Annotated in this window: 22 protein-coding genes and 1 rRNA gene; 20 read left to right on the forward strand and 3 right to left on the reverse strand. The window is 40.5% G+C overall.

Annotated elements, in window-relative coordinates; genetic code table 11:
- The 12 genes from rrf to ACTG7L_RS10480 form a co-directional block, all read left to right on the forward strand.
- A 5S ribosomal RNA gene (gene rrf / locus ACTG7L_RS10425) occupies positions 1-95 on the forward strand; the annotation flags it as partial.
- A 329-nt stretch (positions 96-424) separates the two neighbouring features.
- Positions 425-1,120: a hypothetical protein gene (locus tag ACTG7L_RS10430; protein ID WP_439328486.1), complete on the forward strand. Its 696-nt coding sequence runs from the start codon at positions 425-427 to the stop codon at positions 1,118-1,120.
- A gap of 11 nt (positions 1,121-1,131) precedes the next feature.
- Positions 1,132-1,710 carry a hypothetical protein gene (locus ACTG7L_RS10435; RefSeq protein WP_439328487.1) on the forward strand — a complete coding sequence of 193 codons (579 nt, stop codon included), beginning with the start codon at positions 1,132-1,134 and terminating at the stop codon, positions 1,708-1,710.
- Between the two features lie 117 nt (positions 1,711-1,827).
- Complete coding sequence (gene gshAB, locus ACTG7L_RS10440) at positions 1,828-4,104, forward strand: bifunctional glutamate--cysteine ligase GshA/glutathione synthetase GshB (RefSeq protein WP_439328488.1); 2,277 nt, start codon at positions 1,828-1,830, stop codon at positions 4,102-4,104.
- A 59-nt stretch (positions 4,105-4,163) separates the two neighbouring features.
- Complete coding sequence (locus tag ACTG7L_RS10445; protein ID WP_439328489.1) at positions 4,164-5,255, forward strand: PhoH family protein; 1,092 nt, start codon at positions 4,164-4,166, stop codon at positions 5,253-5,255.
- Positions 5,248-5,715, forward strand: coding sequence for an rRNA maturation RNase YbeY (ybeY, locus tag ACTG7L_RS10450; RefSeq protein ID WP_439294775.1), 468 nt, complete (start codon positions 5,248-5,250; stop codon positions 5,713-5,715). The genes ACTG7L_RS10445 and ybeY overlap by 8 nt, the downstream gene beginning before the upstream one ends.
- A 77-nt stretch (positions 5,716-5,792) precedes the next feature.
- The gene (locus ACTG7L_RS10455; RefSeq protein WP_439328490.1) at positions 5,793-7,607 is read left to right on the forward strand and encodes a tRNA(Met) cytidine acetyltransferase TmcA; all 1,815 of its coding nucleotides are present in this window, start codon (positions 5,793-5,795) and stop codon (positions 7,605-7,607) included.
- 4 nt (positions 7,608-7,611) lie between these two features.
- Positions 7,612-7,779, forward strand: coding sequence for a DUF5363 domain-containing protein (locus tag ACTG7L_RS10460; protein WP_439328491.1), 168 nt, complete (start codon positions 7,612-7,614; stop codon positions 7,777-7,779).
- Between the two features lie 125 nt (positions 7,780-7,904).
- Complete coding sequence (locus tag ACTG7L_RS10465) at positions 7,905-9,494, forward strand: carbon starvation CstA family protein (RefSeq protein ID WP_439328492.1); 1,590 nt, start codon at positions 7,905-7,907, stop codon at positions 9,492-9,494.
- Between the two features lie 160 nt (positions 9,495-9,654).
- Positions 9,655-10,314 carry an amino acid ABC transporter permease gene (locus ACTG7L_RS10470; RefSeq protein ID WP_439243500.1) on the forward strand — a complete coding sequence of 220 codons (660 nt, stop codon included), beginning with the start codon at positions 9,655-9,657 and terminating at the stop codon, positions 10,312-10,314.
- 3 nt (positions 10,315-10,317) lie between these two features.
- On the forward strand, positions 10,318-10,986 hold the full coding sequence (locus ACTG7L_RS10475; protein ID WP_439328493.1) for an amino acid ABC transporter permease: 669 nt from the start codon (positions 10,318-10,320) through the stop codon (positions 10,984-10,986).
- 10 nt (positions 10,987-10,996) lie between these two features.
- Positions 10,997-11,761: an amino acid ABC transporter ATP-binding protein gene (locus tag ACTG7L_RS10480; RefSeq protein ID WP_439328494.1), complete on the forward strand. Its 765-nt coding sequence runs from the start codon at positions 10,997-10,999 to the stop codon at positions 11,759-11,761.
- A 52-nt stretch (positions 11,762-11,813) separates the two neighbouring features.
- On the opposite strand, the gene ACTG7L_RS10485 is transcribed toward ACTG7L_RS10480, so the two are convergent.
- Together ACTG7L_RS10485 and ACTG7L_RS10490 are read right to left on the reverse strand one after the other, a co-directional pair.
- Positions 11,814-12,944 carry a glycerate kinase gene (locus tag ACTG7L_RS10485; protein ID WP_439328495.1) on the reverse strand — a complete coding sequence of 377 codons (1,131 nt, stop codon included), beginning with the start codon at positions 12,942-12,944 and terminating at the stop codon, positions 11,814-11,816.
- Positions 12,945-12,955: 11 nt separating this feature from the next.
- Positions 12,956-14,215 (reverse strand): GntP family permease, encoded by a 1,260-nt coding sequence (locus ACTG7L_RS10490; RefSeq protein ID WP_439328496.1) that lies wholly within the window; start codon positions 14,213-14,215, stop codon positions 12,956-12,958.
- A gap of 178 nt (positions 14,216-14,393) precedes the next feature.
- Between ACTG7L_RS10490 and ACTG7L_RS10495 the strand changes: the two genes are divergently transcribed.
- The 6 genes from ACTG7L_RS10495 to era all read left to right on the forward strand — a co-directional run bounded on the left by ACTG7L_RS10495 (position 14,394) and on the right by era (position 20,520).
- The gene (locus tag ACTG7L_RS10495; protein ID WP_439328497.1) at positions 14,394-15,254 is read left to right on the forward strand and encodes a cysteine ABC transporter substrate-binding protein; all 861 of its coding nucleotides are present in this window, start codon (positions 14,394-14,396) and stop codon (positions 15,252-15,254) included.
- A 279-nt stretch (positions 15,255-15,533) separates the two neighbouring features.
- On the forward strand, positions 15,534-15,917 hold the full coding sequence (gene grcA, locus ACTG7L_RS10500; protein ID WP_439243481.1) for an autonomous glycyl radical cofactor GrcA: 384 nt from the start codon (positions 15,534-15,536) through the stop codon (positions 15,915-15,917).
- A 159-nt stretch (positions 15,918-16,076) separates the two neighbouring features.
- Positions 16,077-17,870: a translation elongation factor 4 gene (gene lepA / locus ACTG7L_RS10505; RefSeq protein ID WP_439243478.1), complete on the forward strand. Its 1,794-nt coding sequence runs from the start codon at positions 16,077-16,079 to the stop codon at positions 17,868-17,870.
- A 12-nt stretch (positions 17,871-17,882) separates the two neighbouring features.
- Positions 17,883-18,905, forward strand: a complete 1,023-nt coding sequence (gene lepB / locus ACTG7L_RS10510) for a signal peptidase I (RefSeq protein ID WP_439256539.1) — start codon at positions 17,883-17,885, stop codon at positions 18,903-18,905.
- Positions 18,905-19,579: a ribonuclease III gene (gene rnc / locus ACTG7L_RS10515; RefSeq protein ID WP_439328498.1), complete on the forward strand. Its 675-nt coding sequence runs from the start codon at positions 18,905-18,907 to the stop codon at positions 19,577-19,579. Before lepB ends, rnc begins: the two co-directional genes overlap by 1 nt.
- Entirely contained in the window at positions 19,579-20,520 is a 942-nt protein-coding gene (gene era, locus ACTG7L_RS10520) for a GTPase Era (protein WP_439328499.1), read from the forward strand. The genes rnc and era overlap by 1 nt, the downstream gene beginning before the upstream one ends.
- A 94-nt stretch (positions 20,521-20,614) precedes the next feature.
- Here the strand turns inward: era and ACTG7L_RS10525 are convergent, their stop codons facing one another.
- Complete coding sequence (locus ACTG7L_RS10525) at positions 20,615-21,034, reverse strand: hypothetical protein (RefSeq protein WP_439243466.1); 420 nt, start codon at positions 21,032-21,034, stop codon at positions 20,615-20,617.
- Between the two features lie 114 nt (positions 21,035-21,148).
- On the opposite strand from ACTG7L_RS10525, the gene ACTG7L_RS10530 reads away from it, so the two are divergent.
- The gene (locus ACTG7L_RS10530; RefSeq protein ID WP_439328500.1) at positions 21,149-21,835 is read left to right on the forward strand and encodes a hypothetical protein; all 687 of its coding nucleotides are present in this window, start codon (positions 21,149-21,151) and stop codon (positions 21,833-21,835) included.
- Positions 21,810-23,330, forward strand: coding sequence for an Eco57I restriction-modification methylase domain-containing protein (locus ACTG7L_RS10535; RefSeq protein WP_439328501.1), 1,521 nt, complete (start codon positions 21,810-21,812; stop codon positions 23,328-23,330). The genes ACTG7L_RS10530 and ACTG7L_RS10535 overlap by 26 nt, the downstream gene beginning before the upstream one ends.
- The last annotated feature ends 2 nt before the right edge of the window (positions 23,331-23,332 follow it).

A 23,332-nucleotide genomic window follows, 5' to 3' on the forward strand; every position in this document is an offset into this window, starting at 1 on the left:
GCCCCACCTGACGCCATGCCGAACTCAGAAGTGAAATGCTGTAATGCCGATGGTAGTGTTGGGTTTCCCAATGTGAGAGTAGGTCGCCATCAGGGCTTTATTTATTTAATTCATTTTTTTAGAAACCCCAGTTACGAAAGTGACTGGGGTTTTGTTGTTTTTTTATATTTTCTCAACATCTTCAAAAATAGGGTGTATGAAATAGGTTATACGAAAAAAATGAGTAGGGGCGTATTGCATACGCCCTAGAACCTGATGTTCACATAATTTGAGAAGAAAAGAGATCGAGCATGGGCGTATGCAATACGCCCCTACATTAGATTGAAAAATAGTCAATTTTAGCAAGGATTATAATCCTTTTAGTTGTTATTGACATAACAACTAAAACACCTCTGTATATAAAAATAATCCATTGGAGTTTCGTATGAAAAAAATTGCTTTATTGATGTCCCTCCCTATTTTATTATCCTCTTGCGCTCAACGTAGTTTTGCCCAGAATACAGTCTTGCCAGATTATGAAACCTTTGAAAAATTTGCCAGTACAAATAATGGTGCTGAATTTAAACGTTATTTTGATCAAAAATACTCTAAAAGTCTGAATTCTGATCGGGATCAATTTAAAATTGATCCAAATGTAATTAGAAAAGCCTTTCCAGTTAGAATCGATATGTATGATGATCCTGAATATTTGGATTTGCTTAGTTATTTCAAAGGTAAGGTTTATTTGGTTGGAGATAAGTATAATGCTTTAAAAAAAGAAACTACATTAGGCTTTGAATTCAGATTATCATATCTAGATTTTACTCGATATAACTTTTATAAAGTGTTTGGGTTAGATCCAAATGATATTAATATTGAAAAAATAAATAGATGTAAAAGAGGTCCTGGTTCTTGGGGAGAAGATGAGCAATATAAATTAACACTAAAATCTGGAAAAGTATTATATTTATTTTACTCAGGAGGTTATGATCCAGGTTGGCATGACTATACTGTATTAACTATTTATAAAAATAAACAGAGTTGTAAGGCATTCGGGGATTCTCAAGGTAAACTTGATAAAAATGCACTTCAAGATTTTGAACGTACAGGACTAATGAAAAATAAAATGATCGGAGAATAGGAATTTTATCTATGAAAAAACTGATATTATTACTGCTATTGTTAACTGGTTGCGCACCATTACAGGCAGAAAATTCAACATTAAGCAGCAAGAAAATGCCTAATTACGTCGCTTATGAAACCTTTGCAAAGGCAAATAGCGCTGATTTTAGACATTATTTTGAGCAACAATATGCCCCCATACAAAGCAAAACAAAGGGCAATTTTGCTTGGACAGCACTTTCCTATGATGATTTACAAGGAAATAAAATGGCTGCACCAGTGCTGATTGTCGGGTTTAATAAAGCCTATAATTTTGTCACTCAAAAACAATTTTATAATTTGCTGCAGCTAAATAAAAATGAGGCTAAGGTTGATATATCAGGTAACTATTGTTACAGCGGTGAAAGTAAAGCCACGCCTTATAGATTCACGTTGAAAACAGGTGATATTTTACATGTGATGACTTATGTTTATTACGACGTAGAGGAGCCATCAACGAAAGAAACTTGGTTTGTTTTTTCTAAGCAACAACTGAATTGTGATTTTTTTAATATACAGGGTGTAAAAAATCATACGAAAAAAGAACTACAACGTTTTGAGAAAAATTAGTTGGTTTGAAATATGATAAAAAAGAGCGTTATGCTCTTTTTTTATGGGTAGCGAAAAACCACAAACAATGGTATGGTAGTCAAAAATTTTGACGATTTGTATGAATAAGGAAATCTCATGGAAATACAGCAAATTATTAAACAAAACCGCTTAGGGTTGTTATTCCAACAAGGATCTTTTGGCCTTGAAAAAGAAAGCCAACGGGTTTACGCCAATGGATCGGTAGTCACAACAGCACATCCCAAAGCCTTTGGCAGTCGTGTTTATCACCCTTATATTCAAACGGATTTTGCGGAAAGCCAGCTTGAATTGATTACCCCACCCAATAAAAAATTAGAAGATAGCTTGCGTTGGTTATCCGCCATTCATGAAGTGGTATTACGCACCTTGCCCGAAGAAGAATATATTTTCCCCATGAGCATGCCTGCGGGATTGCCTCCTGCAGATCAAATTAAAGTGGCGCAATTAGAAAACCCTGAAGATGTGGCGTATCGTGAGCATTTGGTGCAATCTTATGGCAAAAATAAGCAAATGGTGAGCGGTATTCATTATAATTTTCAATTAGATGAAGAATTGGTTAAAGCCTTATTTAATGCACAACATGAGATAAAAAGTGCGGTGGAATTTCAGAATAATTTGTATCTGAAAATTGCCAAAAACTTTCTGCGTTATCAATGGGTGTTGTTGTATTTGTTGTCTGCTAGCCCGATGGTGGATGATGACTATTTTAGAGATGGCGTGCCAGAAGATTTAAGCCCGATTGTGCGAAGCCTGCGTTCTAGTCAGTATGGCTATGTGAATGATCCTGAAGTCAAGGTGTCTTTTGACAGCTTAAATGATTATGTGGAAAGCCTTGAACATTGGGTGAATACGGGCAAACTCATTGCGGAAAAGGAATTTTATTCTAATGTGCGTTTAAAAGGAGCAAATAAAGCTCGGGATTTCTTGCAAACTGGTGTGCAATATTTGGAGTTTCGTCTGTTTGATTTAAATCCGTTCGAACCTTATGGTATTAGCCTAAATGACGCTAAATTTATCCATTATTTTATTTTACTTATGGCATGGCTAGAGGAAACCGCGGATCAAGAGGATGTGGAACTCGGTAAGGAACGTTTATTTGAAGTGGCATTGGAAGATCCGTTTTCAGTGACCGCTTATGCTGAGGAGGGAGAATTATTACTGATTGCCTTGCTAGAGATGTTAAAAGAGATTGAGGCAGAGCAAACTGCGGTGCAAATTGTGCAAGAAAAATTAACCTTATTTGCACAACCGCATAAAACGCTTTGTGCCAACATGGTGAACGAAATTATTAAAGCGGGTGGCTACCAACAATTGGGGGCGAAACTTGCCCAACAATATAAAGCCCAAGCCTTTGAGCGTTTTTATGCCTTGTCAGCCTTTGATAATATGGAACTTTCCACCCAAGCCTTGTTATTTGATTTAATTCAAAAAGGCATTAAAACCGAGATTTTAGACGAAAACGATCAGTTCTTATGTTTGCAACATGGCGAGCATATTGAATATGTGAAAAACGGCAATATGACCAGCCACGACAGCTATATTTCGCCGCTGATTATGGAAAATAAAGTGGTGACCAAAAAAGTGTTAGCCAAAGCAGGCTTTAATGTACCACAAAGCCTTGAATTTACCAGTGCAGAGCAGGCTGTCGCTAGTTATCCATTATTTGAAAATCGAGCCGTGGTGATTAAACCGAAATCCACCAACTACGGCTTAGGCATTACCATTTTCCAACAAGGCGTACAGGATCGGGACGACTTTGCCAAAGCCATAGAAATTGCGTTCCGTGAAGATAAAGAAGTGATGGTGGAAGATTATTTAGTCGGTACGGAATACCGTTTCTTTGTGTTGGGTGAAGAAACCTTGGCTGTGTTGTTGCGTGTGCCGGCTAATGTGGTCGGGGACGGCGAACGCACCATTGCGGAATTGGTCGCCCATAAAAATAATCATCCATTGCGAGGTGACGGCAGTCGCACGCCGTTAAAACGCATTGCTTTGGGTGAAATTGAACAGTTGCAACTGAAAGAGCAAGGCATGGATATTTTAAGCACGCCTGCTAAAGGGCAAGTTGTGCAGTTGCGTGCCAATTCCAATATCAGCACGGGCGGCGACAGCATTGATATGACAGACGAAATGCACCCGAGTTATAAAGCCTTAGCGGTAGGTATTGCCAAAGCTATGGGAGCAGAAGTTTGTGGGGTGGATTTGATTATCCCTGATTTAACCAAACCTGCCGAACCGACGTTGCAATCTTGGGGCGTGATTGAAGCAAATTTCAATCCAATGATGATGATGCACATTTTCCCTTATCAAGGAAAATCCAGACGTTTGACCTTAGATGTGATTAAAATGCTGTTTCCAGAGTTGAAAATCTAGCATTAACGCCGTAATCTTGATAGGATCTGGTTTACTAGATCCTATTTTTATATAAAACCATGACCGAAAAATTAACCCAACAATTCACCCTCGCCCCAACGGATAACGCCCGTTTGCAATCCCTTTGTGGTGCTTTTGATGATCATTTAAAGCTGATTGAAAAAGAATTTAATCTTTCTATTGCTCGCCGTGATTTTGATTTTACCATTCAATCTAATGATGAACAGGCAAAACCACATCACGCCCATTTATTGCAAAGTGCGGTGCGATTAATTCAACATTTATATGTAGAAACCGCACCGATTAAAGGCAAAATTAAAGAGTTAGATTTGGAAGATGTCCATCTTGCCATTCAAGAAAGCCGAATGTTAGCACAAGTTGATCCTGATGAACGTGCAGAAAGTAAGGTATATGCCACCACGATCAAAACCAAACGAGGCTTAATTAAACCGCGTGGTAAAAATCAAATTGAGTATTTGCACCATATTTTGACCCATGATATTAGTTTTGGTATTGGACCTGCAGGCACAGGGAAAACCTTTTTAGCCGTAGCGGCTGCGGTGGAAGCTCTTGAGCGACAAGAAATTCGCCGTATTTTACTGACTCGCCCAGCCGTAGAAGCAGGGGAAAAATTGGGCTTTTTACCAGGGGATTTGGGTTCAAAGATTGAACCCTATTTACGTCCGCTTTATGATGCCTTATACGAAATGCTTGGCTTTGAGCGAGTGGAAAAACTCATGGAGCGCAATGTGATAGAAATTGCTCCGCTGGCTTATATGCGTGGTCGCACCTTGAACGATAGTTTTATTATTTTAGACGAAAGTCAAAATACTACCGTTGAACAAATGAAAATGTTTTTAACTCGGATCGGCTTTAATTCCAAAGCCGTGATTACAGGCGATGTGACCCAAGTGGATTTGCCACGTTCGCAAAAATCAGGCTTAAAACATGCGATTGAAGTGTTGTCAGACGTGCCTGAATTGAGTTTTAACTATTTTGATAGTCAAGATATTGTGCGACACCCAGTGGTAGCGAAAGTGGTGCAAGCCTATGAAAAATGGGAAGCGGAAGATGAAATTCGTAAGCAAAAAATAGCGGAACAAAAACGCTTGGAACGTGAACGATTAACAGCGAGTGCAGAAAATGAATAATGTGATTGTGGATTTACAAATTGCCACCGAAAACCAACAAAATTTACCTACATTAACACAATTTAGCCACTGGGCAACGCAAGCAGTGCGAGCCGAAAGCCTTGAGCCAGAAATGACAATTCGTATTGTCGATGAAGCGGAAAGTCACGAGCTAAATTTGCGTTATCGTGGCAAAGATCGTCCGACCAATGTTTTATCCTTTCCTTTTGAATGTCCTGATGAAGTGGAATTGCCGTTATTAGGTGATCTGGTGATTTGTCGCCAAGTGGTGGAAAAAGAAGCTGTTGAGCAAGGCAAACCGTTGATCGCACATTGGGCTCATCTGGTCGTACACGGCAGTTTGCATTTATTAGGTTATGACCATATTGAACAAGATGAAGCCGAGGCAATGGAAAGCCTAGAAACGGAAATTATGCTCGGACTAGGTTTTGAAGATCCTTATTCTTATGATGAAGAATAATGTGTGAACGCCAGTTAATTCCTTATTTTGACAAAGAAGAACCGCTTTTCCTATTCCAAAACCGTAGGGGTGGACAGATGTGTCCGCCCGAAAACGTACCATTAATATTAAACTCACAAAATTTTGCCAAAGCCAAAAATCTGCTCGGACAAGAATTTTCTGCGATTTTATTTGATGCTAGAACAACGCTAAATTTAGATGCACTCGCCATTGCGATTGGTACATTGCGAGCAGGGGGTACGCTCGTTTTATGGTTAAATCCCAATCAGCATATTGATTTAGACAGTCGCCGCTGGTCAGGGGGGGCAAATGGTATCATTACGCCAAATTTTAATCGTCATTTTCAGCGTTTATTGCAACCGTTTTTAAGTTATTTGCCGTTTTTCTCGGGTGAATACCAAGATCCACTTCAATATCAGAAACTGAAACCCACATCAGAACAACAAGATATTATTCAGCAAATTCTCGTATCATCAGCTGATATAGCCATTCTCACCGCCAAACGAGGTCGGGGAAAATCTGCGTTATTAGGTATGTTAGCTAATCAACTCAACACTCAGAAATGTTGGCAAAAATGTTGGCTCACCGCCCCGAATAAAAGTGCGGTGCAAACGTTGCAAGATTTTGCTGAACAACCGATTGATTTTATTGCCCCTGATGAATTAACTCAACAAATTCAACAAGATCCGACACAGTTTAAGCAAGATTGGTTGTTGATTGATGAAGCGGCAATGTTGCCGTTGCCCATATTAAACCAATTTATTCGTACCTTTAAACGTATTGTTATTAGCACCACCATTCATAGCTACGAGGGTACGGGACGGGGATTTTTACTTAAATTCTTAACCAATTTATCCCGCACTTTTCAACAGTTTGAATTAACCGAACCTTTACGTTGGGCAAAGAACGATAAATTAGAAGTTTTTATTGATGAATTATTGTTATTGGAAGCCGAAGACCGCCTTGTGCAACCCGATTACGATCCGCAAACTGCGGTGCAAATTCGTCAAGTTTCACAACAAGCCATCGTAGCAAAAATAAATGATTTTTATGCTTTATTGACGTTAGCCCATTATCGCACCAGTCCCCTTGATTTACGCCGTTTATTCGATGCTCCGCAACAACGATTTTATCTTGCAGAAAGTGGTTCGTTTTTATTTGGGGGCGTGTGGTTAATGGAAGAGGGTGGCTTGACATCACTGGATTTAATCGAAAAAATCTGTCGGGGGGAACGCCGTCCACAAGGTAACTTGGTGGCTCAAGCGTTAGCTTTTCAAGGGAATTTACCACAGGCTTGTGCCTTAAAATCTTTGCGGATTTCTCGTATTGCCGTACAACCTAACTGGCAAAACCATGGATTAGGGCAAAAGTTAATCAACACCTTAATTCAACAAGCCGAGGTGGATTTTCTTTCTGTTAGCTTTGGCTATACCGCAGAATTGTATGCGTTTTGGCAAAAGTGCGGTTTTATTTTAGTGCAAATCAGTGAGTATCAAGAAGCCAGCAGCGGTTGTTATTCTGTTATTATGCTCTGCCCAATTTCAATAGCAGGGGAAAAATTGGTGGCACAAGCACAACGCCATTTTCAGCGTAATTTTCCATTTTCTTTTCATCCGCTAAAAGCACAATTTTCCTTTCCGTTAGATTGGCAACTCACTGATGAAGATTTTCAAATATTACAAAACTTTGCGTTTTTTCACCGCACTTTATTTGCAAGCATTGGCGCAATTCGGCGTTTAATGGCAACGTCAGATAGGCAATGTTGCCCATTATTAACGGCCTATTGCCAACAACAAAAAATTGATACAAAATCTGTGGGTGGTAAAAAAAATTGGTTAAAACAATGTCGTTTGGAAGTGCAAGTTTTGCTAAATTTAAATAGTAAGGAGTAAAAAGATGACCGAACAAACCAAACCAAAAAGTTGGTTGCGTAAAACCTTGGATAAATATAATAAATTTTGTGATGAATTAGGGGTCAATCAAGGTGCCTGCCGTGGTTGTGTGCCGGTGGTGAAATTCGATCCTGAACCAGAACCCAAAAAGAAAACCAAGGAAAAAGTGTGATCTCCATCACATTTTTGACAGCTTAATTGGGAAAAATGAAAATGTTCGTTTACTTTAATTTAACAACTGTCTAAAATTCGCCTTGATTATGTAATCGTTATTTTTTAATAAAGGGGATTTTTCCTATGATATGGTTCTTTTTCTGTGTTGCTATTTTAGTAACAGGTTATTTTGTGTATGGCAAGATTATTGAAAAAATCTTTGTCATCAATCCAAAACGTACTACACCCGCCTATTCAATGGGTGACGGTGTGGATTATATGCCTATGTCGAAAACCAAAATTTGGTTAATTCAATTATTGAATATTGCCGGAACAGGACCGATTTTCGGGCCGATTCTTGGGGCATTATATGGACCCGTCGCTATGCTTTGGATCGTGATTGGTTGTATTTTCGCAGGGGCGGTACATGATTACTTCTGCGGAATGTTAAGTATTCGTCATGGTGGTGCAACCATGCCGTATTTGGCAGGTAAATTCTTAGGTAAACCTGTGAAAGCCTTTATTAACGTGATGGCATTGGTGCTATTGTTGTTAGTTGGTGTGGTATTTGTTGCCAGTCCAGCCCAATTACTAAGTACGATTACCTTTGATTTATTTGGCTCCAGTGCGGCAGCAATGAATTTAGGTAATCCTGAAGAAATTCATCATGCTGTGGAAGTCGCGAAAGATTTAACTGTGTGGGGAATGGACAAGCCAACAGTGATTTCTGTTTGGACGTTTATTATCTTTGCTTACTATATCTTCGCCACCTTGCTCCCAATCGATAAAATCATTGGTCGTGTTTATCCATTGTTTGGGGCATTGTTGTTATTTATGTCTGTTGGTATGGTTTATGGTTTGTTAAGCTCACATTTCAGTGCGACAGATCCAATTGAATTTTTCCGTACCGTAAATGCAGACGGTGAAGGTTTAACTTGGGCGAAATTTACCCAAAACTTCCAAGTGAAAGGTGATGTGCCTGTTTGGCCATTATTATTCTTAACGATCTCTTGTGGGGCATTATCAGGTTTCCATGCCACCCAAACGCCATTAATGGCACGTTGTGCAGAAAATGAATCGGAAGGTCGTTTTATTTTCTACGGTGCAATGATTACCGAAGGTGTGATTGCCTTAGTTTGGTGTATGGTCGGATTGGCATTCTATGAAAATCCGCAAGCCTTACAAGATGCGATTTCTGCAGGTTCACCGTCTAAAGTGGTGTATGACAGCTCGTTACATTTCTTAGGTTTTATCGGCGGTATTTTTGCAGTGTTAGGCGTAGTGGTGTTGCCAATTACTTCAGGAGATACGGCTTTCCGTGCAGCACGTTTGCAAATTGCCGAGATTTTTAAAATGGAGCAACATTCTTTAAGTAAACGTTTAATGATTGCTATTCCGTTGTTTGCCCTTGGTTTTGTGGTATCTAAAATGGATTTCAGCGTGTTATGGCGTTATTTCACTTGGGCGAACCAAATGACAGCAATGGTGATGTTATGGACGGCGGCAGGTTATTTATATCGTTATAATAAATTCCACTGGGTTGCATCAATTCCCGCATGGTTTATTAGCACCGTATGTTTTACCTATTTAGCCTATAACAAAATCGGTTTTGGTTTAGATTATGAATTATCTTGCTATATCGGTTTAGGTCTAACGGTATTCTGTATTGTCTTATTCTTCGCCTTGCTTAAACCATTAGGTGATGGCGATCCTGAGGCTTTAGTCACCGAATAATCAATAAAAATGCCTTTATTTTACACCGCACTTTGGTTGGAGAGAGCCAAAGTGCGGTGTTTTTTATAGCAAATTTATCTAAATCATATCAAATCGTTCTTTTAACTATTTTTATCACGATCTTATAATCTTTCTATATTTAATTAATGGTTGAATTTCTATGAACTGGCAATATATCTGGAACGCCGTTCCCCGTTTTATTGATGCCACTTGGCTGACCTTGCATTTATCCCTTTGGGCGATTGTGCTATCGGTGTTGGTTGGGTTGCTTTGTGCGGTGGTGCTGACCTATAAAATTCGTGGCTTTCAATGGCTAGTCAAAAGCTATATTGAGCTGTCTCGCAACACGCCATTATTGATTCAAGTGTTTTTCCTGTATTTTGGTTTATCCAAATTAGGCATTAAAATGGATGGCTTTACCTGTGGCATTATCGGACTGGCTTTTCTGGGCGGGAGCTATATGGCGGAAGCCATTCGAGGCGGATTGGAGGCGGTGTCCAAAGGGCAAATTGAAAGTGCCTTAAGCATTGGATTGACGCCTTTGCAAGCCTTTCGCTATGTGATTTTTCCGCAAGCCTTTGCCATTGCTACACCGGCTATCGGGGCAAATTGCTTGTTTTTAATGAAAGAAACCTCGGTGATCAGTGCCATTGCGGTGGCAGAACTGATGTTTTTGGCAAAAGATATTATCGGTATGGATTACAAAACTAACGAGGCCTTATTCTTATTAATGGTGTTCTATTTGATAATTTTATTGCCTGTGTCCTTGTATATCCGCTATCTTGAACGCCGTTTACGTCAAGCAAAATATGGAGCGTAGAAAATGGGATTAGGTATTCTTTCTCAAGGCAGTAACCTAGAACGCTTATTCAGTGGCTTGTGGATCACCGCAGAAATTGCGTTTGTTTCAGTGTTCTTTGCTTGTATTTTAGGCGTGTTGTTCGGCGTACTGATGACCAGTAAAAATAAACTGGTGCAGTTTTTGTGTCAGTTGTATTTAGAAGTGGTGCGCATTATCCCCTTGTTAGTGTTACTCTTTTTAGTCTATTTTGGCTTTGCGAAATGGTTTAATATCCACTGGAGTGGGGTGTGGGTGTGTATTATTGTGTTTATTTTTTGGGGCGCTGCAGAAATGGGCGACTTAGTGCGTGGTGCTTTGACCTCCATTGAGAAACACCAAACTGAATCCGCTTATGCGTTGGGATTAAATAAATGGCAAACTTTTTACTATATTTTGTTACCGCAAAGTTTAAAACGCGTGACGCCAGGTGCCATTAATTTGTTTACTCGCATGGTAAAAACCAGCTCTCTTGCCATGTTAATTGGCGTGTTAGAAGTGATTAAAGTCGGGCAGCAGATCATTGAAACCTCGCTGTTTACTGACCCCTCAGCGGCGTTATGGATTTACGGTGTGATTTTCTTTTTATATTTTGCAATTTGTTACCCGTTATCATTATTTTCCAAATATTTAGAAGCGAAATGGAGCAATTAGGATTGAAATTATGGCATTATTAGAGATTCAACAATTAGTTAAAAATTACGGTGAAGTAACCGCACTGCACGGCATTGATTTAGCCGTTGAAAAAGGCGAAGTAGTGGTGATTCTTGGGCCATCAGGTTGTGGCAAAAGCACCTTATTACGCTGTTTAAATGGCTTAGAAGAAATCAAAAGTGGCAACATTATTTTAGAAAACCTCGGCATTTTGGGGAAAGATATTTCATGGGTCAAAGCACGCCAAAAAATCGGTATGGTGTTCCAAAGTTATGAATTATTTTCCCATATGTCTGTGATCGACAATATTTTACTCGGCCCCATGAAAGTGCAAAAACGCAAACGGGAAGATGTGGAAAAACAAGCAGATGAATTGTTAAAACGCGTGGGGTTATTTGAGCGTAAAAATGCTTTTCCTCGAGAATTATCTGGCGGACAAAAACAGCGAATCGCCATTGTCCGTTCCCTTTGCATGAACCCTGACATTATGCTATTTGACGAAGTCACCGCTGCGCTTGACCCTGAAATGGTGCGTGAAGTGTTGGATGTGATTTTAGGTCTTGCCAAAGACGGCATGACCATGTTAATCGTCACCCATGAAATGAATTTTGCTAAACAGGTGGCTGACCGGATTATTTTTATGGATAAAGGCGAAATTATCGAACAATCCAAACCTGAATTTTTCTTCTCTAACCCAATCACAGATCGTGCCAAAGCCTTTTTGAATATTCTCAATTATGAGCCAAAAGGGGTGGATTATGAGGAAAATATTTAATCCTGAATGAGAGAGTGCGGTGTAAAACGCAAGATTTTTACACCGCACTTGTTTATTTTATCCGCCACAATCTCGCCACATTTTCCGCCGTGGAAATCAAATTTTCACGTCCTGAATTTAGCGTGTTTTCAAGACTATCCACTTGGCGAATAATCGGGAACACGGCATCAATACCTTGCTCATAAACAACCGGATAATCTTCTCGTAAACTGCCGACAATGGCAATCACAGGTTTGTTAAATTGCTTGGCGGTTCTGGCCACGCCAATCGGGGTTTTACCATGAATGCTTTGTGCGTCCATGCGTCCCTCTCCCGTGATTACAAGATCGGCCTGTTGTACGGCGTTGCTTAACTGCACGGCCTCTATCACGATTTGTACGCCAGCTTTGAGTTGCACGTTAGGGAGCAATAACAAGCCTCCGCCCATGCCACCTGCGGCGCCCGCACCGGCTTGATTTTGGATATTTAAACCAAGATCCCGCTGTACGATATGGGAAAAATGTAGCAAGGCTTGATCAAGCGTTTGAACCATTTCCGCCGTGGCACCTTTTTGTGGCCCGAATACGGCAGAGGCGCCTTTTTCACCACATAAAGGATTATCCACATCACAGGCCACTTCAAAGGCTACTTGTGATAATTTGGAATTGAGCCGGCTTATATCAATATGCTGAATCCGAGCTAATTGTTCCCCCCCCAAGCCAATTTCGTTGCCTTGTTCATCTAAAAATTTTGCCCCTAGGGCTTGCAACATGCCAACGCCACCGTCATTGGTTGCACTGCCGCCAATACCTAAAATCACTTTTTTTACACCGCAGTTTAGGGCGGCATTAATCAATTCACCGGTGCCGTAACTGGTGGTGTTGAGCGGATTACGTTTATCCATTGGCACTAAATGCAAGCCTGATGCGGCGGCCATTTCAATAAATGCCGTTTGTTTATCGCCTGATAAACCCAAAAATGCGGTAACTTTATTGCCTAGGGGAGCGGTCACCTCTACATGAATGCGTTCGCCCTGTGTGGCATCAACTAAGGATTGCACCGTCCCCTCGCCGCCGTCGGCCATGGGGATTTTGCCATATTCGGCTTGTGGAAATACCTTTTTAAAGCCAGTTTCAATGGCTGCAGCAACCTCTAGGGCGGTGAGGCTTTCTTTAAAACTATCAGGGGCAATGACAATTTTCATTTTATCTTCTCCTAGAATAGATGAAACACGCCAAAAATCAGGGTCGAAACCATCGTCATAACCAAGCCCACCGCCGTTTCATAAGGAATTAATTTCAACCGTTCTTTCATCTCCATATTGACACTACCGCCTGTCGCATGGAAGAACGAACCATGTGGCATATGATCGCCGACGGTGGCGCCGACATGAATCATGGCCGCTGCCGCAAGTCCGCTGACCCCCAATTCCATTAAGGGTTGACTAAATACATTCGCCGCAACCACGGTACCCGCCGTGGTAGAGGAGGTAGCCAGTGACATCAGAATACCCGAAATTGGCGCCAGTAAATAAGAGGGAAGTCCCGAGGAGGACAGGGCCTCAATAAGCACATCTTTTAGCGCAGAATGCGACACAATACCCGCCAAGGTGCCTGTGCCTAATAACATGATCGCAACGGGCGCCATTTTGCTTAATCCGCTGATGGCATATTGATTACTGTGTCGACCTTTTCCCATGGCAATGGCGCCGACGATACCACCAAGGGGTAAGGCAATTAAGGGATCTACAACAATACCGAACAAGGGACGCAAGGCGAGCAGTAAAATTGCACACAAAGGCGCTGTGATAGCTGCGGTAAAAGAGGGGAGGGCGCTAGAATGCAGAATGACTTCCTTTTCACTGACCTTACTCCCTTTATGGATCAACTTTTTCGCCAAGAAGTAGGTCATCATTAAGCCAAATATTGCTGGAATAATACCCGCTGCCATCAATGACGTTAAGGGAATATGGAACACGTCAGAGGCGGCAATGGCATTCGGGTTCGGTGACATAATATTCCCCGCTTTACCACCGCCAACCATGGCAATTAAGATCGCCATTTTAGACAGATTGCCTCGTTTGGCTAAGGCAAGTGCAATGGGGGAAACAGTGATGACCGCCACATCAATAAACACGCCAACCGCAGTTAAAATGAGCGTAGCCAACGCTAAGGCTAATAAAGCACGAGTTTCGCCGAGCTTTTTGACAATGGTTTCGGCAATGGTGGCCGCTGCGCCAGATTCAATTAACACACCGGCTAACACCCCTGCGGCTAAAATTCGCATTACAGCGGTTGTAATGCCTTGCGCCCCGCCAATCATTAATTCGACTGTCTCTGTCAGATTGGCACCGCCGATTAATCCGCCCATTAAGGCACCGGTTAACATACCGTAGGCTGGGGAGACTTTTTTTAGAATAAGCAAAATCGCAACCGTGAGAGCCACGATAGCGCCTAATGCCGAGATAGTGGTCATGATAGATTCCTTTATTGTATCAAGGTGAGGAGCATAATATAACATAAATTGGGGTGGGAATGATAACCTTGAATTTTATTCCAAAACGCTATATCAAATAATCTTTAATTCTTTCCTTACGGCGCTCAACTTTTTTATAATCCTTTTCACCAAATCACTCTTATAAAGGATCATCATTATGAAAAACGTTAAAAAAATCACCGCACTTTTAGCCTCTCTATTGTTAGCCGTGGGCGTCACCGCTTGCGACAATAACAGTAAAGAAACTGCCAAAGCGGAACCGACCAAAGCCTCTGCTGTTGAACGCATTAAGCAAGCGGACAAAGTGCGTATTGGCGTGTTTGGCGACAAACCGCCATTTGGTTATGTGGATCAAAACGGCAAAAACCAAGGTTTTGATGTGGAAATTGCCAAAGATTTAACCAAAGATTTATTGGGCGATGCCAGTAAAGTGGAATTTGTGGTGGTGGAAGCGGCAAACCGAGTAGAGTATTTAACCTCTAACAAAGTAGATATTATTTTAGCCAACTTCACCGTAACACCTGCTCGTCAAGAAGTAGTGGATTTTGCTAAACCTTATATGCAAGTGGCCTTAGGTGTGGCCTCCAAAGATGGCGCCGTGATTACTGATGTGAAAGATCTTGAGGGCAAAACGTTATTAGTAAACAAAGGCACCACCGCAGACGCTTTCTTTACCAAAAACTATCCACAAATCAAATTGTTAAAATTTGAACAAAATACCGAAACTTTCCAAGCCTTAGTGGATGGACGTGGTGATGCCTTAGCGCATGACAACACCTTATTATTCGCTTGGGCGAAAGAAAATCCAGGGTTCACCGTGGGCATTAAATCTTTAGGCGACCAAGACACCATTGCGGGTGCCGTGCGTAAAGAAGACAAAGATTTGCTTGAATGGTTAAGTGCAGAAACCGAAAAATTATCTAAAGACGGTTCATTAAAACGTGCTTATGAGCAAACATTATTACCGGTTTATGGTGATACCATTAGTGAGAAAGATATTTTAGTGGAATATAAATAAAACCATACAAATTGATGAAAAGTGCGTTCTATTTGGAACGCATTTTTTATGCGTGTTCGATAATAGTTTGTTAATTATGTAGAATAAAAATGTTAATAAAATGTTGTGTTTAGTTCATTTTTACTAAATTATTTTGAAATAAATCAAGTTATTTAAATTTATCGGCGAAATTGGCTTGATTTTAGTCAAAAATAGTTGAAAGAATCAAATTTTTTGATAAAATTCGTGCATCTTTTAAAAATGACATTATTTAAATAAACAGCCAAATGGAGGCACTTTATGATTAAAGGTATTCAAATTACACAAGCAGCGAATGACAATTTATTAAACTCATTCTGGTTATTAGACAGCGACAAAGGTGAAGCCCGTTGTTTATGTGCAAAAGGCGATTTCGCTGAAGACCAAATCGTTGCGATCAACGAATTAGGTAAAATCGAATATCGTGAATTACCAGTTGATGTTGCGCCAACAGTAAAAGTTGAAGGTGGTCAACACTTAAACGTGAACGTTTTACGTCGTGAAACCTTAGAAGATGCCGTGAAACACCCTGAAAAATACCCACAATTAACCATTCGTGTTTCAGGTTATGCCGTACGTTTTAACTCATTAACACCTGAACAACAACGTGATGTAATCACTCGTACTTTCACTGAAAGCCTATAATTGCTTTTTTTGAAATCACATTTCGCACCCTGATCCTTGGTCAGGGTGTTTTATTTTATAAAAATCAACGAAAAAAAGACCGCACTTCTAGCTTAGTACCGCTATTTCAGGTACAATTCCCCGATTATCTTTTAGGAACTTATAATTTAATAATTTGATATGCAAAATATTCGTAACTTTTCTATTATTGCTCATATTGACCACGGAAAATCCACGCTTTCTGATCGTTTGATTCAAACTTGTGGGGGCTTGTCCGATCGTGAAATGGAAGCACAGGTGTTGGATTCCATGGATCTGGAACGTGAGCGTGGCATCACGATTAAAGCACAAAGTGTCACCTTAAACTATAAAGCAAAAAATGGTGAAACTTATCAGCTTAACTTTATCGACACACCAGGGCATGTTGACTTTTCCTATGAAGTGTCTCGTTCTTTGGCTGCGTGCGAGGGGGCATTGTTGGTGGTGGATGCAGGACAAGGGGTGGAGGCCCAAACCTTGGCCAACTGTTATACCGCATTGGATATGAATTTGGAAGTGGTGCCGATTTTAAATAAAATCGATTTGCCTGCCGCAGAACCTGAACGTGTCGCCGAAGAAATTGAAGATATTGTGGGGATTGATGCTATTGAGGCCGTACGTTGTTCTGCCAAAACAGGTGTGGGGATTGAAGATGTACTAGAAGAAATTGTGGCAAAAATTCCTGCTCCAGAGGGTGACCCTAATGCACCGTTGCAAGCCTTAATTATTGACTCTTGGTTTGATAACTATTTGGGCGTGGTGTCGTTGGTTCGAGTAAAAAATGGTTCCATTAAAAAAGGCGATAAAATTAAAGTCATGAGTACTGGACAAGCCTATAATGTGGACCGTTTGGGTATCTTCACGCCAAAACAAGTAGATACCACTGAGCTAAAAACCGGCGAAGTGGGTTGGGTGGTGTGTGCCATTAAAGATATTTTAGGGGCACCGGTAGGGGATACTTTAACCCATCAACATCATTCGGCAACGGAAGTCTTACCGGGTTTTAAAAAAGTTAAGCCACAGGTTTATGCCGGGTTATTCCCGATCAGTTCAGACGATTATGAGGCGTTTCGTGATGCCTTGGGTAAATTAAGTCTAAATGATGCCTCCTTGTTCTATGAACCGGAAAATTCCACCGCACTTGGCTTTGGTTTCCGCTGTGGATTCTTGGGCTTGTTGCACATGGAGATCATTCAAGAACGTTTAGAACGAGAATATGATCTGGATTTAATCACCACCGCACCAACCGTCGTATATGAAGTTGAACTCACTAACGGTGATGTTGTCTATATAGACAGTCCTGCGAAATTACCGCCGTTGAGTAACATTGCGGATATTCGTGAGCCGATTGCAGAATGTAATATGTTGGTGCCACAGGATTATTTAGGCAATGTGATCACCTTGTGTATTGAAAAACGTGGGGTGCAAACCAATATGGTGTATCATGGTAATCAAATTGCCTTGACCTATGAAATTCCCATGGGCGAAGTGGTATTAGATTTCTTTGACCGCTTAAAATCAACCTCACGAGGTTATGCCTCGTTGGATTATGGTTTTAAACGTTTCCAATCGGCCAATATGGCACGAGTGGATATTATGATTAATGGCGATCGTGTGGATGCGTTGGCGTTGATCGTTCACAAAGATAATGCCCCATATCGTGGCCGTGAATTAGTGGAAAAAATGAAAGAATTGATTCCACGTCAGCAATTTGATATTGCCATTCAAGCAGCGATTGGTAACCAAATTATTGCACGTTCCACGGTGAAACAATTACGTAAAAATGTCTTGGCAAAATGTTACGGTGGGGACGTGAGCCGTAAGAAAAAACTGTTGCAGAAACAAAAAGAAGGTAAAAAACGCATGAAACAACTCGGCAATGTCGAAGTGCCACAAGAGGCGTTTTTAGCCATTTTACATGTTGGAAAAGATTAAATAAGGAAGACTATGTCAAAACTTTTTCTCCCCATTTTATTAGTTGTGGGCTTTGCGGTTTGGAAAGTGTTAGATTATCTACAATTACCAAACACATTTTCCATTTTATTGATTTTATTCACCGCACTTTCTGGCGTGCTGTGGTGCTATCATCGTTTTTCCGTATTGCCACGTCGTCGCCGTCAAATTGCACGTACCGAACAACGCACTGGAAAAACCTTAAGCGATGAAGAAAAAGCCGTCATTGAACCCATTGGCGAGGGCGAAGAATTTATTTCTTCATTATTCCCAGTGTTAGCGTTCGTATTGATTCTGCGTTCTTTTGTGTTTGAACCGTTCCAAATTCCCTCGCAATCCATGGAACCGACTTTACGTGTCGGGGATTTCATTGTGGTGGAAAAATATGCTTACGGCGTGAAAGATCCGGTATTCCAAAATACCTTAATGGAAACCGGTAAAGTACAACGTGGTGATGTGATTGTGTTTAAAGCTCCACCACAACCGAATATTGATTATATTAAGCGTGTGGTGGCCATGGGCGGTGACCGTGTGTTGTATAATGAGCTAGAACGCAAATTGACCATTGTTTATGGCAAAGACGGCAAGGCTTGTGAAGATGAGTGCGAAAGCAAAGAATTCACGTATAGCGAACCGCAACAAAATGATGAATTTAAAGCCATTATTGGTAAAAATCCAGACGGCAGTTTTATTTATGGCCCAAGTATGCTAGAACTCACCGAAACAGGAGATGTGAGCCATCAAATTCATTGGTTCCCTGAGCCGATTTCTGAAGGCTATCGCTACAAAGACTATGTGAAACAAGAATATTATATTACCGAATGGGTCGTGCCAGCAGGGCAATATTTCGTGATGGGCGATAACCGTAATATGAGTGAAGATAGTCGTTTTTGGGGCTTTGTGCCAGAGAAAAATATTGTGGGTAAAGCCACTTATATTTGGTTGAGCTTAGATAAAAAACCGAATGAATGGCCGACCGGCATTCGTACTGAACGTTTATTTACGAAAATTAAATAATGAATGATTTAACCCGATTACAAAGCAAGATTGGCTATCAATTTACCGATCTTGCGTTGTTAAAACAAGCCTTAACGCACCGTAGTGCGGCAAAGGTGCATAATGAACGCCTTGAATTTTTGGGCGATGGGATTTTGAATTTAACCATTGCACAAGCCCTTTATCAGCAGTTCCCAAAATGTAATGAGGGCGAACTCAGCCGTATGCGAGCCACCTTAGTGCGAGAACCCACATTGGCCGAGTTAGCCCGCCAGTTTGAGTTGGGGGATTATTTAGTGTTAGGTTCAGGCGAGCTAAAAAGTGGTGGATTTCGTCGAGCCTCTATTTTGGCTGACTGCGTGGAGGCCATTATCGGTGCCATGTCCTTAGACAGTGATTTAGCTCATGCCATGTCGATCATTTGCCAATGGTATCAGCCACTTTTAGCCACCATTAAACCAGGCGAAAATCAGAAAGATCCGAAAACACGCTTACAAGAATATTTGCAAGGCAAAGGATTAAGCCTACCAAGCTACCAAATTATCAAAACCACAGGCGAGGCCCATTGTCAAACTTTCACCGTAGAATGCCATGCGGAAAATTTTGACCACACTTTTATTGGGGTGGCTAATAGTCGCCGCAAAGCGGAACAAGCCGCTGCCGAACAAATTTTAAAAGAACTGGATATAAAATAATGACAGAAGAACAGTTACCCACTGACCTAAACAACGAACAACCTACCGGCACCTATTGTGGCTTTATCGCCATTGTGGGTCGCCCGAATGTGGGAAAATCTACCTTATTAAACAAAATATTAGGGCAAAAAGTTTCGATTACTTCACGCAAAGCCCAAACCACTCGCCACCGTATTGTGGGCATTGATACTGACGGTGCCTATCAAGCGGTTTATGTGGATACGCCCGGATTGCATATTGAAGAAAAACGAGCCATTAACCGCTTAATGAACCGTGCAGCCAGCAGTGCTATTGGTGATGTGGATTTAATTATTTTTGTGGTGGACGGTACCCATTGGAATGAAGATGATGACATGGTGTTAAACAAATTACGCCAAGTCAAAACGCCAGTGGTGTTAGCCATTAACAAAATTGATAACGTCAAAAATAAAGATGAATTATTGCCATTCATCACCGAATTAAGCGGAAAATTTAATTTCAAAGACATTGTGCCGATTTCCGCTCAACGTGGAAATAACGTACATAATTTGAAAAAAATCGTGCGTAATGCGTTGAAAAAGGGCGACCATCATTTCCCCGAAGATTACGTGACTGACCGCTCACAACGTTTTATGGCCTCCGAAATTATCCGTGAAAAACTCATGCGTTTTATGGGCGAAGAATTGCCATATTCGGTGACCGTTGAAATTGAGCAATTTAAACTCAACGAACGGGGTACCTACGAAATCAACGGCTTGATTTTGGTGGAACGTGACGGCCAGAAGAAAATGGTGATTGGTCAAGGCGGACAAAAAATCAAAGTGATCGGCACCGAGGCTCGTCAAGATATGGAACGCTTATTTGATAACAAAGTACATTTAGAGCTTTGGGTTAAGGTCAAATCTGGTTGGGCAGATGATGAACGTGCCTTGCGTAGTTTGGGGTATATGGAAGAATACTAACGCTGATTACGCATCATCAATTACTGCAAATCCCTTTTGGCACAGTCAAAAGGGATTTTTGCTTTTGGCTAAAATAACGCTAAAAATCACCGCACTATTCCGGCATTTGCCGATAGGCTTTGTGCATTGCCATAATCACTTCACGCACGGCTTTTTTCTGTTCTTGGGGGAGATTGAGAAAAAGGCGAAATAAATAATCTTCATCATAGTTTGAGATAGCTTGGCTTGAGTTGGCTTTATTTTCTTTCTTTTTCTTTGCTTTTTGAGCTTGATAAGCTCTTTCTGTTGAAACTAAATCCGTTAATTCCACGTCTAGCCATTCCGCAAGCGTACAAAGTTTATTGCTATGCGGAATAGACTTGCCTTTGAGCCATTTTCCCACGGCTTGTTGGGTTAAAGGATCACCGTAGTAACGTAAATTAAATTCACGTTCCAAGACAGATGGTTTTGGTTCATAACCTCTTTTTAGTAAAAGTGCGGTTAATTTTTGGGTAAATTCTTCATTCTCATTCATAGAAGTCACTTTACGAACGATCTTAAAACAAAATGAAACTTGATCAAAAGTTGTGAAACTATTAATATAGTTTCATAATAAGTTTCATTGGTTGCCCTAAAAGTTACATTTGCAATGACCCAACAAATCAAATCTAAAAAACGTGTCGCCGATCACGGTGAAGTGTTTACCCGCCCTGAAGAAGTCAATGCCATGATTGATATGGTGGAGCGTCAACTTTCGGCGGTGGTGGACGAAATGCCGATTAAAGCCACATTTTTAGAGCCGGCCTGTGGTGATGGAAATTTTTTAATTGAGATTTTAAAACGCAAGCTCAACACGGTAGCGAAAAATTATCAAAAATCCCCACGGGAATATGAATTCTATCTCATTCTAGCGATCAGCTCATTATATGGCATAGAGCTGTTGCAAGATAACGTGTTGAAATGCCGTCAGCGGTTATTGGATTTTGTCAAAAACGAATATCAATACTTATTCGGTTTGCCGATGACGGTGGAATTAGAAAATGTGGCGAAATTTATTTTAGAGCGAAATATTTTACACGGTGATGCGTTAAAAATGTGTTATGCCGATGAACATAATCAACCGTTGGAAAATCAGTTTTTGCATTTTTCGCAATGGTCAGCCATGGAATTTCCACGCAAATTTTGCTTAAAACGGGAAGAGTATCAATACACGGATGTCATTCAAATTATTTCCCGCGGGAGTAAAAGAGAATTTAGTCACTACACAACCCTGCCAAAATATAACTCAATTTATTTTATGGAGATTCAAAATGCAACGCCTGAATCTGAATTATAACCCTGATGTGCTTTCTTGTTTGGCGAATTTGTCCAATGATGAAGTGTTTACTTCGCCCGATCTTGCCAACAAAATGCTCGATTTATTGCCGCAAGACGTTTTCAGCGATAAAACCAAAAGGTTTTTAGATCCTGCTTGTAAAACAGGGGTGTTTTTGCGTGAAATAACAAAACGCTTGATCAAAGGGTTGGAACAAGAAATCCCTGATTTACAACAGCGAATTAACCATATTCTTACCCAACAAGTGTTTGGTATTGCGATCACCGAACTCACCGCTTATTTAACTCGCCGTAGTGTTTATTGTGCCAGAAATGCGAACAGCCAAAAATCCATTTGCACGGAATTTGCAAGTCATCAAGGCAATATTTTTTATCAGCCGATTCAACATGTGTGGAAAGATGGCAAATGTGAATTATGTGGTGCCAGTGAAACGGTGTATCAGCGTGAAGAAAGCAAAGAAAGTCACGCTTATGGGTTTATTCATTTAACGATTGACGAGATTTTTGGAAAAAATATGAATTTTGATGTGATTATTGGCAATCCACCGTATCAGTTGAGTGATGGTGGAGCTCAAGCCAGTGCAATGCCAATTTATAATTTATTTGTTGAACAAGCGAAAAAACTTAATCCGCATTATTTAGTGATGATTATTCCAGCCCGTTGGTATGCTGGCGGTAAAGGATTGGATAATTTTCGTGATGAAATGTTAAAAGATTATCGTATTAGTGAATTACACGATTTCCCTAATTCATCAGATTGTTTTACGGGCGTGGAGATTAAAGGCGGTGTTTGTTATTTTCTTTGGAATAACAAGAAAAGCAATAATGATTGCCATATTTATACTTATGATAATGGCAAGGTGATTTCTTATATGGAAAGACCGTTAAAAGAAAATGGATTGGATATTTTTATTCGGCATAATAAAGCTGTTGATATTCTTAAAAAAGTAAGAAGATTTGATGAAATAAGTTTTAATACGATTATTAGTTCTGCAAAACCATTTGGATTAAGAACCTTTATTAAAGGAAGAAACGAACCTTATAAAGAGCAATTTAATAATGTCACGCTATTCCAAAATAAAGGCATAGGCTATATCAAGCGAGAAGAAATACCAATTAATCGCCAATGGATCGATCAACATAAAGTAATTGCCCCTTATGCTGTTGGTACAGGCGATGGAAAAACAGACTGGGTAAAACCCATTTATGCAGGGTTAAATACGGCTTGCACGGAAACCTATTTAGTTTTCGGACCTTTTGAAAATAAGGAAATTTGCGAAAATGTAATGAGTTATATTAATACGAGATTTTTGCATTTTATGCTGACCTTAAAAAAGAACACTCAACATACCACTAAAAAAGCCTATGAATTAGTGCCAATGCAAGACTTCACCAAACCTTGGACAGATGCCGAACTTTACCAAAAATATCAATTAACCCAAGACGAAATCGCCTATATTGAATCAATGATCCGCCCAATGGATAAAGGGGAATAAGT

Origin of the sequence: Lonepinella sp. BR2357 (genome assembly GCF_051851525.1) — a bacterium.
GTDB lineage: Bacteria > Pseudomonadota > Gammaproteobacteria > Enterobacterales > Pasteurellaceae > Lonepinella.